Here is a 13,973-nt window from a genome sequence, read left to right on the forward strand (position 1 = left end):
TGGCAGGTGTTCTTCTCGCGATTTCCTCTCGCCACACTCGACCTCAGGGACGAAACACCCCATCTCAAAACCGTCAGGGATGTCTCCGTACACCTGTCAAACATCTCTCCAGTCTGAACAGGGGGCGAAGCCCCTGAGCGGCACCCCATCCAAGGGGTTGGCCGGCCGCCCCGCTCCTGAGAAGCTGGCGCGCAGCCGATCGGAGACCGCGCATCGTGAGCATCCCCTTCTCGCCCGACCGTTTCTGGCAAAGCCTGGAGGAGATGGCCCGTATCGGCGCCACGCCCGATGGCGGCGTCAGGCGCCTTGCCTTGTCGGCGGAGGATGACCGCGCCCGCGTGCTGCTGCGCGACTGGGCCCTGGCTGCCGGCTGCACGCTGGCGGTGGACCGGCTGGGCAGCATGTACCTGACTTATGCCGGCGCCGACCCGGATGCGGCGCCGGTCGCGGTGGGCAGCCACCTGGACAGCGTGCCGACGGGCGGGAAATACGATGGCCCCTATGGCGTGCTGCTGGGGCTGGAGATCGTGCGCGCCCTGCATGAGGCCGGGCTGCGGACCCGGGCGCCGATCACGGTGGTGAACTGGACCAATGAGGAAGGCTCCCGTTTCAGCCCCTCCATGTCCGCCAGCGGCGCCGCGATGGGCGTGCTCGACGAGGCCGAGGTGCTGGCCGCGCCCGACAATTTCGACCCTGCCTTCACCTATGCCGACGCGCTGCAGGCCATCGGCTGGGCCGGCACCGCCGATCCGGCCATCGCCCGCCGGTTTTCGGCCTATTACGAGGCGCATATCGAGCAGGGCCCGATCCTGGAACGCGAGGGCATTCCCATCGGCATCGTCACCCACTGCATCGGGGTGGAGCAATGGACGGTGATCGTCACCGGCCGCGACGGCCATGTGGGTTCCCCCATGGAAGGGCGGCAGGATGCGCTGGCAGCGGCGTCCGAGCTGGTGCTGGCGCTGGAACGAATCGCCACCCGCCTCGGCGGCATGGCCACCGCCACGCGCCTGACGCTGCAGCCGGACGCGCGGGGCAACATCCCCTCCCTCGTGCGGTTCGCGGCCAACATCCGCCACCCCGACGCGGACGGGAATGGCCGGATGGCCGCCGCCTTCCACGAAGCCGTCGCGGAGCTGACCGCGCGCCGGGGCGTGCGGGTGGAGGTGGAGCGCGCCGGCGGCTACCCCCGGGTTCCCTTCGCGCCGAATCTGCTGGATTCGCTGCGGCGTGCCGCGGCCGCCGCGCAGCTGCGCCACCGGGACATGCCGGGCCCGATCCCGCAGGACGCGCTGCATCTGGGCCTGGTGGTGCCCTCGGCGCTGATGTTCATCCCCTGCCATGGCGGCGTCAGCCACCATCCGTCGGAGAGCATTTCGCGCGAATGGTGCGCGGCGGGGCTGGCCGCCATGGGGCCGGCCGTGATCGAGGCGGCGGGCGGGCTGGCCTGATGGCGCCCCCTATACGCGCCCGGCCACCCCTCTAAGCTCCTCCTTCAAGGAGGACCTGATCCATGAACATCACATTGAACGGCCGCGCGGCCCTGATCACCGGCGGCTCCAAGGGGCTCGGCCTGGCCATGGCGACCATGTTCGCCCAATCCGGCGGCCATGTGGCCCTGGTGGCCCGTGGCGCGGAGGATCTGGAAAAGGCAGCCGCCTCCATCCGCGCCGTGGCGCCCGAGGCCAAGGTGGCCGCCGTGCCGGCCGACATCCGCAGCCTGGAGGGCTGCAACGCCGCCTTCCAGGCCGCCGAGCGCGCGCTCGGGCAGATCGACATCCTGGTCAACAATGCCGGCACCAGCCAGCGCGGGCCGTTCATGACGATCGACGAGGCGCTGTGGGAAGACGACCTGAACCTGAAGCTGATGGCCGCCGTCCGGCTCTGCCGCGCCGCCATCCCGGGCATGAAGGCACGGAAGTGGGGCCGCATCATCAATGTGCTGAACATCGGGGCGAAGGCGCCGCTGGCCACCTCCACCCCCACCAGCGTCAGCCGGGCGGCGGGCATGGCGCTGACCAAGGCGCTGGCGAATGAATTCGCGCCCGACAATATCCTGGTGAACGCCATGCTGGTGGGCATCATCGAGAGCGACCAGTGGGTGCGCCGCCACGCGACCGATAACCGGGGCCTGTCCTGGGAGGAATGGAAGGCCGAGCAGGGCAAGGCCGTGCCGCTGGGGCGCATCGGCAAGTCCGAGGAATTCGCGGCCCAGGCGCTGCTGCTGGCGAGCGAGATGGGGGGGTATATCACCGGCACCGCCATCAATGTGGATGGCGGGAAAAGCCCAGTGGTGTGAGGCCGGGGGCAAAGCCCCCGCTCTCTGCCCAACCCGCGTGCACACGCTGCGGCGCGTCATTCTTTCCTGCCGAATTACCGTTTCCCTTCCGCCCTCTCCTGCGCTGACATCCCACCGAGACATCCGAAGGGGGCAACCCGATGAAGTTCAACCGCAGGCAGGGCCTGAAGGCCGCCGCCGCCACCGCTGCCGCCACTGGCGCGATCGCCGCCGCCGCCCCGCGTGAGGCGATGTCCCAGACCCGCGCCGAGACGCTGCGCCAGGTCATGGGCGGCGTGATCAACTCGCTGGACGCCACCATGCTGGGCGGCACGCGTGAGGGCTTCGGCCTGGTCATGAACACCTATGACCGGCTGTGCTCCATGGGCCGCAAGCCGGTCTCGACGGGCGGCTTCACCTTCGACCTCGACAACATCCGGGGCGAGCTGGCCGAGCGTATCGACCGTTCCGCCGACGGACTGACCTACACCTTCCACATCCGCCAGAACGCCACCTGGCATGACGGCACGCCCGTGACGGCGGAGGACGTGAAGTGGTCGCTCGACCGCTCTGTCTCCGCCCGGTCGCTGGCGCCGCCGCAGATGTCGATGTCCTCCTACACCTCGCCCGACCAGTACAAGATTGTGGGCGAGAAGGTGGTGGAGGTGAAGCTGCCGCGCTCCGACCGCCTCGCGCTGGGCAATCTCTCCACGCCCTATGCGATGATGATCAACTCCAAGCTGGCCAAGCAGCACGCCACCTCGGACGACCCCTGGGCGATCAACTACCTGAAGGAAAACCAGGCCGGCGGCGGCGCCTATATCGTCGAGAGCCATCGCCCCGGCCAGCAGCTGCAGCTGCGCCGCAACGACAACTGGAAGAACGGCCTGAACGGCGAGCTGCCGTTCTTCCGCCGCATCATCATGCAGACCGTGCCCGAGGCCGCGACCCGCGCCTCCCTGGTGGAACGCGGCGACGCCGATTTGTGCATCGACCTGGCCGCCAGCGACGTGCCCGCGATCGAGAGCCGCAACCGCGCCAAGGTGGTGGCGATCCCGCAGGGCAACACCTTCCAGTGCATCGTGTTCAACACGCGCGTCGCCCCCTTCGACAACCCCAAGGTGCGCCGCGCCTTCGCGCTCGCGCTGCCTTATGACGCGATGTTCCAGGCGGCGCTGTTCAGCCGCGGGTCCAAGTATTACGGCGCGACCTGGACGCATGCCCCGAACGGCAACTTCCCGCAGCCGCTGGGCATCAACCAGGACCTGGACCGCGCCAAGGCCCTGCTGGCCGAGGCAGGCTTCCCCAACGGCCTGGAGACGACCTTCACCTACGCCGTCTCCATGAGCGCCTTCGTGGACCCGATGGCCGCCCTGTTGCAGGAGGCGCTGGGCCGCATCGGCGTGCGCGTCGCCATCCAGAAGCTGCCGGACGCGCAGATCGGCACGTTGATCGTGGAGCGCCGGCTGCCCTTCTTCACCGATCTCGGCTCCGCCTGGCTGCCGTCGCCCGACTATTTCTTCCGCCTTTACTACTCGGGTGAGACCCGCTGGAACTACTCCGGCTGGCAGAATGCCGAGGTGACGGCCATGGCGCAGGAGGCCCGCTTCACGCTGGATCAGGCGCGCTATGACGACATCTGTCGCCGCATGATCGACATCAGCCTGGAGCAGATGCCCCATGTCATGCTGTGGTCCGGCAACCATGAGGCGGTGATGAGCAAGGACATCTCCGGCTACACCTACTGGTTCCACCGCATGGTCGACTGGCGTGACCTGAAGCGCGGCTGATGCGCGCGCTGAAATCCATCGGGCTGCGGGTGGGGCGGCGGCTTGCCGCCTCGGTGCCCGCGCTGCTCGGCGTCGTGGTGTTCACCTTCGTGCTGATGCGGGTGCTGCCGGGCGACCCCGCGGTGTTCTTCGCCTCCGGCCCCAATGCGGGCCAGGCGGAGATCCAGATGATCCGTGAGCAGATGGGCCTCGACCGGCCGGTGCATGAGCAGCTGATCCGCTACTTCGCCGAGATCGGGCGCGGGCAGCTCGGCCGGTCGATGACGACCGGGCAGGCGGTGGTGGCCGATCTGCGCGAACGGCTGCCGGCCTCGCTGGAGCTGACGCTGGCGGCACTCGTGCTGGCGCTGGGCTTCGCCATCCCGCTGGGCATATTGGCGGCGTTGCGGCCGAACTCGGCGCTGGATCACGTCGTGCGCTTCGTGTGCAGCATGGGCGTTTGCGTGCCGACCTTCGTGTCGGGGCTGCTGCTGATCTATGTGTTCTATGTGGTGCTGGGCATCTCCCCCGACCCCACCGGGCGGATCGACATCTTCGCGGCCAGCCCGCCCGATATCACGGGCTTCCTGCTGATTGACTTCGCCATCACCGGCGACTGGGCGGGGTGGTATGCCGCCGCCGGGCAGTTGCTGCTGCCGGCCTGCACCATGGCGCTGTTCGTGCTGGCCCCGCTGGCGCGGATGACCCGCGCCTCGATGCTGGCGGTGCTCGGCAGCGATTTCATCCGCACCGCGCGTTCCATCGGCCTGTCGCACTGGAAGGTGATCGTGGTGCATGGGCTGCGCAACGCGCTGCTGCCGGTCATCACCATCACCGGCATCGTGTTCTCGACCATGCTGGGGGCCAATGTGCTGGTGGAGAAGGTGTTCTCCTGGCCCGGCGTCGGCTCCTACGCGCTCGATGCGCTGCTGGGCAGCGACTACGCGCCCGTGCAGGGCTTCGTGCTGATGATGGCCCTGGCCTTCGTCGTGGTGAACCTTCTGATCGACGTGCTGTATGGCATCGCCGACCCCCGGGTGAATGTGGAATGAGCGCCACGCTGAAACACGCGGCCTGGGTGCTGCGCGGCAATCCTGTCACGGCGCTGGCGGCCACGGGCGCCACGCTGCTGGTGCTGATCGCGATCTTCGCGCCCTGGCTGGCGCCGCATGACCCCATCGCGTCGAACGTGCCGATGGCCTTGCAGCCGCCCTCCGCCACCTATTGGGCGGGCACCGACCAGCTGGGGCGGGATGTGTTCTCCCGCCTGCTGGTGGCGACGCGGCTCGATCTGGCCATCGCCATTTCGGCTGTGAGCATTTCCTTCGCGGCCGGCGCGGTCATCGGCAGCTTCTGCGGCTATGTCGGCGGCTGGCTCGACAAGTCGGTGGGGCGGGTGGTGGATGTGCTGATGGCGTTTCCGCTGTTCGTGCTGGCCATGGCGATGGTCGCGGCCTTGGGCAATCGCGTCGAGAACATCGTCATCGCCACCGCCTTCATCAACCTGCCCTTCTACATCCGCTTCGCCCGGGCCGAGGTGAATGTGCGGCGCAACCTGGGCTGGGTGGAGGCCGCGCGCTCGGGCGGCGAAAGCCACCTGACCATCGTGCTGCGTTACCTGTTGCCCAACATCCTGCCCGCCATGGCGGTGCAGATCTCGCTGAATCTGGGCTGGGCGATCCTGAACGCGGCGGGGCTGTCCTTCATTGGGCTCGGCGTGCAGCCGCCCACGCCGGAATGGGGCATCATGGTGGCCGAGGGCGCGCGCTTCATCACCGCCGGGCAATGGTGGCTGGTGGCCTATCCGGGCCTTGCGCTGATGCTGACCGTGCTGTGCTTCAACCTGCTGGGTGACGGCTTGCGCGATATTCTCGACCCCCGGATGCGCACATGAGCCTGCTGCAAGTCCAGGACCTGCGCGTCTCCTTCTCCACCCGGCGCGGCGTGGTGGAGGCGGTGCGCGGCATCTCCTTCGACCTGCCCGCCGGTCGCACGCTGGCGGTGGTGGGGGAAAGCGGCTCGGGCAAATCCGTTACCGCCTATGCCGTGACCGGGCTGCTCGACAGGGCAGGGCGGATCGCGGGCGGGAAGATCCTGTTCAAGGGCCGCGACATCACCCATGCGCGCGAAAGCGAGCTGCGCGCCCTGCGCGGCGCCGCGATCTCCATGGTGTTCCAGAACCCGCGCGCGGCGCTGAACCCCATCCGCAGCATCGGCCGGCAGGTGATGGACGCGCTGTCGGCGCATAATTCCCTGACCGGGCGCGAGAAGCGCGAAAAGGCGCTGGACCTGCTGCGCGCCGTGCTGATCCGCGACCCGGAGCGCCGCTTCGACGCCTATCCGCACGAACTCTCGGGCGGCATGTGCCAGCGCGTGATGATCGCCATGGCCATGGCCTGCGAGCCCGCCCTGCTGATCGCGGACGAACCCACCACGGGCCTGGACGTCACCACCCAGAAGACCGTGATGGACCTGCTGGCGAAGCTGGTGGCCGAGCGCGACATGGCCATGATCCTGATCACCCACGACCTCGGCCTGGCCGCGCAATACTGCGAGAATGTGGCGGTGATGCAGGAGGGCGTGCTGGTGGAGCAGGCCCCGGCCGCGCAACTGTTCCAGCGCCCGCAGCACCCCTACACCCAGCGCCTGGTTGCGGCCTCCCCCACGCCCCGCTCCACGGTGCAGGAGCTGGTGGGCGAGCCGCCCGCGCCCCCCATCATCCGCCCGGCCCCGGCCCCCGGCGCCGCCCCCTTGCTGGAGGTGCACCGCCTGACCAAGCTGTATGACGGGTTCAAGGCGGTGGACGATGTCTCCTTCACGCTGCGCGCCGGTGAAAGCCTGGGCCTGGTGGGGGAGAGCGGTTCCGGCAAATCCACCATCTCCCGCATGGTGTGCCGGCTGATCGACCATTCCGGCGGCAGCGTGGTGTTCGACGGCCATGACATCGGCGATGTGAAGGCGCGGGATTTCCACGCCAGCCGCTTCCGGCGCGAGATCCAGCTGGTGTTCCAGGACCCGCACGAAAGCCTCAACCCGCGCTTTACTGCCTTCGACGCCATCGCGCGCCCCGTGACGCGCCTGCTGGGCATCACGGACAGCCGCGAACTGACCGGCCGGGTCGAGGAAGCCGCCGAGCGCTGCGGCCTGCCGCGCAACCTGCTGGGGCGGTTTCCGCACCAGCTCTCGGGCGGGCAGAAGGCGCGCGTCGGCATCGCGCGCGCCATCGCGGTGGGCCCGCGCCTGCTGGTGCTGGATGAGCCGACGGCGGCGCTGGATGTCTCGGTGCAGGCGGTGGTGCTGAAATTGCTGGACGACCTGCGCCGGCAGGATGGGCTCGCCTTCCTGTTCGTCAGCCACGACCTGAACGTGGTGCGCATGATGTGCGAACGCACCATCGTGCTGCGCCAGGGCCAGGTCGTGGAACAGGGCGACAGCGCCGCGATCTTCGCCGCCCCCAGCGATGCCTATACGCGGGAATTGCTGACGGCCATTCCGCATTTTGATCCGGTGGCGGCATAGCGTTCCAGGCACGATGCGCCACACTGATGGCTTCCGAAGGCTCCCCGCCCTCTGGCTGGTGAGGCCCCGGAGGCCGAGCGTATGAAGGATACTCCGTTGCAGACCAGGCTTTGGGACATCGGCACCGACATCGGTGGCACCTTCACCGATATCCTCGCGGTACACACCGAAACCGGCGCCACCCGCATCGCCAAGGTGCCATCCCGCCCCGACGCCCCGGTGCGCGCGATGCTGGAGGCGATCGCGGCGGTGGGGCTGGCGGAGCCCGATGTGCGCCGCTTCATCCACGGCACCACCCGCGTGACCAATGCGCTGGTCGAGGGCCGCCTGCCCAAGGTGGCGCTGATCGCCACCGAAGGGTTCGAGGATGTGCTGGAGATCGGCCGCTATCGCCGCACCGAACTCTACCGCCTGGACGTGCCGCCCAAGGCCCCGCCGCTGGTCCCGCCCGCGCTGTGCTTCGGCTTGCGCGAACGCCTGGACCACACCGGTGCCGTGCTGCAACCGCTGACCGAGGCCGAGATCGCCCGCTGCGTGGAATGGGTGAAAGCTTCCGGCGCCAAGTCGGTCGGCATCTGCCTGCTGCACGCCTATGCCAACCCGGTGCATGAGAAGCAGCTGATGGAGGCGCTGGCGCCGCATGTGCCGCATCTCTGCGTGTCCCATGAGGTGAACCCGGAGGCGCGGGAATATGAGCGCGCTTCCTCCACCGCCTTCAACGCGGCGGCCATGCCGGTGGCCGTCGATTACCTGACGGAGCTGGAGGAGAAGCTGCCCCTCGGCCCCGGCCTGCAGGTGTTCCATTCGGCGGGTGCGATGGTGCCGGTGCCCGCGGTGAAGCGCCGGCCGCTGGTGATGGCGATGTCCGGCCCCGCGGCGGGGGTCTCGGCCTCGGCGCGGATCGCGCGCACGCTGAACCGGCCGCGCGTGCTGACCTTCGACATGGGCGGCACCACCACCGATGTGTGCCTGATCGTGGATGGCGTGGCCGAGATGACGGACACCCGCATGATGGGCGGCCGCCCCCTGCGCCAGCCCATGCTGGCCGTGCATTCCATCGGCGCGGGCGGCGGCTCGATCGTGAAGCTGGGTTCGGGCGGCCTCAGCGTCGGCCCCGAGAGCGCGGGTTCCGAGCCCGGCCCCGCCTGCTATGGGCGCGGCGGCACGCGGCCCACCATCACCGATGCCAATGCGGTGCTGGGCTACCTCGACCCCGAGGCGAAGCTGGGCGACACCATCCAGCTGGATGTGGCGGCCGCGCGGGCCGTGATCGCGCCCATCGCGGAAAAGCTGGGCCTGCCGATCGAGGACACGGCGCTCGGCATCATCCGTGTCGCCAATGCCGCCATGGCGCGCGCCCTGCGCCGCGTGACGGTGGAACGCGGCGTGGATGGGCGCGACTGCACGCTGCTGGCCTTCGGCGGCGGCGGGCCGATGCACGCGGTGGGGCTGGCCGATCTGTACGGGCTGAACGAGATCATCGTGCCCGCCGCCTCCTCGGCCTTCTCCGCGCTCGGCTGCCTGACGGCGGATTTCTCGGTGCTGCAGCAGCGCACCATCCGCATGCCGCTCGACGGCTTCCCGGCCGAGGCCTTCGCCGCGCGCGTGGCGGAGATGGAGGCCGAGGCCAGCGAGCCGCTGATCGCCAACGGCATCCCCGCCGCCGAGATCGGCATGGAGCACACCGCCCTGATGCGCTACGACGCGCAGAGCGATGCCATCCCGGTCCCCTTCGCCATGCCGCTGGACCCCGACGCGCTGCGCACGGCCTTCCACGCCCGCCACCAGGAGCTGTTCGGCTATGCCACGGCGGAGCCGGTGGTGATTGAATCGCTGCGCATCCAGGCGCGGCGGCCGTCCTCCACCCCCGTCGCGCGCCCCGATGTGGGCCGCCCGGCCAAGCCGGAGCGCATGCGCGAATGCGTGTTCCAGCAGGGCCGGCTGCTGACGCCGATCCTGCCGCGGGAAACCCTGACCGGCACCGTGGCGGGCCCCGCCATCATCGAGGATGCCTGGTCCACCGTCATCGTGCCCCCCGGCTGGCGCGCGCGGGACGACGATATCGGCAACCTCTTCCTGACCCGGAGCGACGCATGAGCGGCCTCGACCCCTTCGTGGTGGAAGTGATCCGCCACGGCCTCTCGGCGGCGGCCGAGGAAATGAGCCTGGTGATGACGCGCTCCGCGCGCTCGCCTTTGCTGCGGGAGGCAGGGGACCTGTCCTCTGCCATCACCGATGCCGAGGGCGGGCTGGCGGGGCAGGGCAAGGACATCCCCATCCATATGGGCGCCATGGCCTATGCCATCCCGGAGCTGCTGAAGCTGAAGCCGCTGGCGGCGATGCGCGAGGGCGACGCGCTGATCTTCAACATCGGCAAGCTGGGCGGCAACCACCTGAACGATGTGAAGGTGGCGCGCCCGGTCTTCGTGGATGGGCGCGTGGTGGCCTGGGCGATCAGCCTGGCGCATTGGCCCGATGTGGGCGGCACCTGGCCCGGCAGCTATCTGGTGAACGCGGTGGACAGCTTCCAGGAAGCCATCCGCATCCCGCCCGTGCTGCTGGCCACCGCCGAGGGCGTGCAGCGCGGCGTGATGGATATGATCCTGTCCAATGTGCGCGACCCCGTGGCCTGCGAGGGCGACATGCTGGCCCAGCTCGCCTCCACCCGCGCCGCCGAGAAGCGCATCCGCGAGATGTGCGCGCAATACGGCACCGAAACCTTCCTGGCCGCGCTGAAGCGCCTGCATGACCTGTCGGAGGCCGAGATGCGCGAGGCCATCCGCGACCTGCCGGATGGCGTGTATGAGGGCGAGGATTTCCTGGACGAAGGCGGGCCGGACGGCGCCCCCGCGCGCATCCATGTCCGCATCGAGATCAAGGGCGACGAGGCGCTGTTCGACCTGTCGGGCAGCTGCGACCGGGTGGCGAATTTCTGCAACATGACGCCCTATATCGCGCGCTCCGCCGTGGCCTATGGCGCGCGGGTGCTGTCGGGGCGCGACATGCAGCAGAATGCGGGCGCGCTCAGGCCGCTGACCATCATCACCCGCCCGGGCTCCATCCTGGAGCCGGGCTTCGACGCGCCCGTCGCCGCGGGCAACCACGAGACCTCCATGCGGATCGTGGATGCCATGTTCAAGGCGATGGAGGGCGTGATCCCCGAGCGGCTGACCGCGGGCGGGGCCGCGACCTCCGGCCTGTTGAACTTCTGCGAGCCCCGCAAGGGCCTGCCCTGGCGCATGCTGTATGAGGTGCATGGCGGCGGCGAGGGCGCGCGGATCGACCGCGACGGTGTCTCGGCCACGCGCGTGCTGCTCACCAACACCTCCAACACGCCGACCGAGATGATCGAGACCAACTACGCCATCCGGGTGGAGAGGCAGGCGATCCGGCGCGGGTCCGGCGGCGCGGGCGCGCACCGGGGCGGCGACGGGGTGGTGCGGCGCTATCGCATCCTGGCGCCGGAGATGTGGCTGACCGCCTGCCTGGAACGCTCCAAGGTGCCGCCCTTCGGCCTGCAGGGCGGCGAGCCGGGCCTGCCCTTCCGCCTGACCCTGCTGCGCGATGGGGTGGAAACCCAGCTGGACGGCAAGCTGAACATGCTGCTGCGCCAGGACGATGTGCTGACGCTGGAAAGTGCCGGCGGCGGCGGCTACGGGGTGGCGCACTGATGGCCCGCCTGCTGCGCACCGGCCTGAACGCGGGCGGCGAGGCGCCGCGCGTCGTCGGCGGTCAGGGCGTGTATTTCGAACTGTCGGACGGCCGGCGCGTGCTGGATGGCAGCAACACCGGCGGCCCGCTGGGCCATGGCCACCCCCGGATGATCGAGGCGCTGCGCGAGGCCGCCAGCCTGCCCATGGTCAGCGAGGGCTGGTCCTGGAAGGGCCGCGACCAGGCCGCCGAGGACCTGTTCGAGATCGGCCTGGCCGGCGAGGAGCATTGGGCGGGCGCCGTGCGCTTCTGCCTCTCGGGCAGCGAGGCGAATGATGTGGCACTCTCGCTTTCCCAGGCGCTGACCGGGCGGCGGGCGATCGCCACGCGCGAACGTGCCTATCATGGGCTGGTGGGCCTTTCGCGCGACGTGACGGTGCAGCCGCATTGGCATGGGGGGCTGGCGGCGCCCGCCTCGGCCGGCGGCACGCGCCTGCCTTTCCCCAACGCGCCCGTGCATGTGCTGCCCCCGCCCGAGGGTGCGGCCTGGATCCACCCCGCCGAGGCCCGGCTGCGTGGCGACGAACCGCTGCCGGTGCGCCTGGCGGAGGCACCCGCCCAGCTGGCCGATAGCGCGGCTGTCATCCTCGACTACACCCAGGGCGGCTACTACCACGACCCCGATTACCAGGACGCGCTGGCCGGCATGGCGCGCGATGCCGGCGCGCTGTGGATCGCCGATGAGGTGGTGACGGGGCTCGGCCGCTCGGGCCGGCCCTTCGCCTTCCAGGCGGGGGAAAGCCGGCCGGATATCGTGACCCTCGGCAAGGGCCTCGGCGGGGGCATGGTGGCGGTGGCGGCCATCATCCTCTCCCACGAGGTCGTGGAGCGCATGAAGGGCGCCGCCTGGCAGAATTACGGCACGCTGCGCGGCCATCCGCTGACCATGGCCGGTGTCTCCGCCTATCTGCGCATCATGCGCGACGAGGCGCTGCTGGCCCGGGTCGCGGCGCAGGAAACCCGCTTCCGCGCCCGGCTTTCCGAGATCGCGGCCCGCCACCCCGCCGTGGCGCGCGTCGCCGGCCAGGGCCTGCACTGGACCATCGAACTGCACGGGCCCAGCTGGAAGCAATGGCTGGCCGACACGCCCGAGGCGCCCGTCGCCTCCCGGGTCGCGGGCCGGGCGCTGGAACTCGGCGCCGTGATCGGCACCAGCGGCGAGCAGACCTCGCTGTTCCTGGCCCCGCCCCTGGTGATCGGCGATGCGGAGGCGGAAACCCTGCTGGCCATCCTGGACGAAGCCCTGCTGGTGGCCGACAGGGCCCACAACGCCGCTACAGCCCCCTGACGGCGATCAGCCGCGAGCGCGCCGCCGCCTGCCTCTGCCGGGCCAGCGGCGCGTAATCCACTGAGGCGAACAAGGCCCGGATCGCCTCGATATCCGGGAACTCGATCACGATCATGTCCCGCGATTCCCAGGGGCCCTCCAGGCTGATGGGGGCCTTGTCCACGGCGATGGCGCGGCCGCCGAACCCCCGCACCACCTCCAGCGCCGCGGCGCGATAGGCGGCGAAGCCCGCCTCGTCGAAAATCTCCAGATCGCCGATCAGATAGGCTGGCATGGCACGGTTTCCTTCCCTGTCGCGATCCTCGCCGCAATGCCCCCGCTTTGCCAACGTCTTGTGCAACCTGTACGGACGACCCTAAGAAAGCGGACTCAGGGAAGCCCACCAACCATGCGCAAACAGCCGAATGCCGGCGCGGAGGCCGCCAGCCTGGAAGCCACCCAGCTTCTGGCCGCGCAGCCGCGCTACGCCGCCGTCGCCACCGCCCTCGCCTCCGAGATCCTGGAAGGCCGGCGCGCCATCGGCACCCTGCTGCCCAGCGAGCAGGAGCTGTGCGCCAGTTTCAGCGTCAGCCGCTCCACCATCCGCCAGGCGCTGCGGCGCCTCTCGGAACTCGGCCTGGTCGCCAGCGCCCAGGGGGTGGGCACCCGCGTCATCGCCGACCAGCCGCGCGGCAAATACGTGCTGGCCGTGCGCAACGCCACCGATGTCATGGGCTATGACGGCCCCGTGCGCCTCGACATCGCCAGCCGCACCCGCATCACCGCCGACGCCGCCCTGGCCCACCGCCTCAACTGCCCGGCCGGCACCGCCTTCATCCATGTCCACGGCATCCGCCGCGCCGCCGATACCGGGGCCGGCATCTCCGTCTGCGACCTCTACATCGCCGAACCCTTCGCCGAGATCGCCCTCTCCGAAGACCTCTCGGCCACCCCCGCCTACCGCCTCATCGCCCAACGCCACGGCATCCCCGTCGCGGCGGTCCACCAGGATATGGGCGCCATCGCCCTGGACGCGGCCCAGGCCCAGGCCCTGGGCGTGGAACACCGAGCCCCCGGCCTGTTCATCCGCCGCCAGTTCCTGGCCCAGGGCGGTCAATTGCTGGAAGCCACCACCAACATCCACGCCTCGGCCGAACACTTCATGTACGCCCTGCGCCTGGGCGGGGAGTGAGGGCGAGACGGCCGTCAGGCGCGCGGATGGGCAGGGCGGAAGCGGGGAAGGGCCCTGCCCTCCCCCGCACCCCCACCCGCCAAGGGCCGCGAGGCCCTTGGAACCCGGGAGTTGAAAAAGGCCGGAGGGGACATCGTCCCCTCCGGCCTTTTTCAATTAACTGATGGGGTCCAGGGGCCTTTCGGCTCCTGGTGGGGGGAGCGCGAGGGGGGCAGAGCCCCTCTCGCATCGCCTTTC

At 69.9% G+C, this 13,973-nt stretch carries 11 protein-coding genes; 10 read left to right on the plus strand and 1 reads right to left on the minus strand.

Annotation, left to right across the window (positions count from 1 at the left end; genetic code table 11):
* The first annotated feature begins 215 nt into the window (after positions 1 to 215).
* The 9 genes from GT007_RS21010 (at position 216) to GT007_RS21050 (ending at position 12,565) form a co-directional block, all read left to right on the plus strand.
* Positions 216 to 1,451, plus strand: a complete 1,236-nt coding sequence (locus GT007_RS21010; RefSeq protein ID WP_160123632.1) for a Zn-dependent hydrolase — start codon at positions 216 to 218, stop codon at positions 1,449 to 1,451.
* A 62-nt stretch (positions 1,452 to 1,513) separates the two neighbouring features.
* Complete coding sequence (locus tag GT007_RS21015; RefSeq protein WP_160123633.1) at positions 1,514 to 2,299, plus strand: SDR family NAD(P)-dependent oxidoreductase; 786 nt, start codon at positions 1,514 to 1,516, stop codon at positions 2,297 to 2,299.
* Between the two features lie 140 nt (positions 2,300 to 2,439).
* Positions 2,440 to 4,068 (plus strand): ABC transporter substrate-binding protein, encoded by a 1,629-nt coding sequence (locus GT007_RS21020; protein ID WP_160123634.1) that lies wholly within the window; start codon positions 2,440 to 2,442, stop codon positions 4,066 to 4,068.
* Entirely contained in the window at positions 4,068 to 5,099 is a 1,032-nt protein-coding gene (locus tag GT007_RS21025) for an ABC transporter permease (RefSeq protein ID WP_160123635.1), read from the plus strand. The genes GT007_RS21020 and GT007_RS21025 overlap by 1 nt, the downstream gene beginning before the upstream one ends.
* A complete protein-coding gene (locus GT007_RS21030; RefSeq protein ID WP_160123636.1) occupies positions 5,096 to 5,941 on the plus strand; it encodes an ABC transporter permease in 846 nt (281 codons plus the stop codon). Before GT007_RS21025 ends, GT007_RS21030 begins: the two co-directional genes overlap by 4 nt.
* Positions 5,938 to 7,566 carry a dipeptide ABC transporter ATP-binding protein gene (locus GT007_RS21035; RefSeq protein WP_160123637.1) on the plus strand — a complete coding sequence of 543 codons (1,629 nt, stop codon included), beginning with the start codon at positions 5,938 to 5,940 and terminating at the stop codon, positions 7,564 to 7,566. Before GT007_RS21030 ends, GT007_RS21035 begins: the two co-directional genes overlap by 4 nt.
* 96 nt (positions 7,567 to 7,662) lie before the next feature.
* Positions 7,663 to 9,663, plus strand: coding sequence for a hydantoinase/oxoprolinase family protein (locus tag GT007_RS21040; RefSeq protein WP_236571793.1), 2,001 nt, complete (start codon positions 7,663 to 7,665; stop codon positions 9,661 to 9,663).
* The gene (locus GT007_RS21045; protein WP_160123639.1) at positions 9,660 to 11,237 is read left to right on the plus strand and encodes a hydantoinase B/oxoprolinase family protein; all 1,578 of its coding nucleotides are present in this window, start codon (positions 9,660 to 9,662) and stop codon (positions 11,235 to 11,237) included. The genes GT007_RS21040 and GT007_RS21045 overlap by 4 nt, the downstream gene beginning before the upstream one ends.
* Positions 11,237 to 12,565, plus strand: coding sequence for a class-III pyridoxal-phosphate-dependent aminotransferase (locus GT007_RS21050; RefSeq protein WP_160123640.1), 1,329 nt, complete (start codon positions 11,237 to 11,239; stop codon positions 12,563 to 12,565). The genes GT007_RS21045 and GT007_RS21050 overlap by 1 nt, the downstream gene beginning before the upstream one ends.
* On the opposite strand, the gene GT007_RS21055 is transcribed toward GT007_RS21050, so the two are convergent.
* Entirely contained in the window at positions 12,552 to 12,839 is a 288-nt protein-coding gene (locus GT007_RS21055) for a DUF1330 domain-containing protein (protein ID WP_160123641.1), read from the minus strand. The two genes, GT007_RS21050 and GT007_RS21055, sit on opposite strands and share 14 nt — an antisense overlap.
* A gap of 114 nt (positions 12,840 to 12,953) precedes the next feature.
* On the opposite strand from GT007_RS21055, the gene GT007_RS21060 reads away from it, so the two are divergent.
* Complete coding sequence (locus GT007_RS21060) at positions 12,954 to 13,736, plus strand: GntR family transcriptional regulator (protein WP_160123642.1); 783 nt, start codon at positions 12,954 to 12,956, stop codon at positions 13,734 to 13,736.
* Positions 13,737 to 13,973 lie beyond the last annotated feature (237 nt).

Source organism: Rhodovarius lipocyclicus, from assembly GCF_009900765.1.
GTDB classification, from domain to species: Bacteria; Pseudomonadota; Alphaproteobacteria; order Acetobacterales; family Acetobacteraceae; genus Rhodovarius; species Rhodovarius lipocyclicus.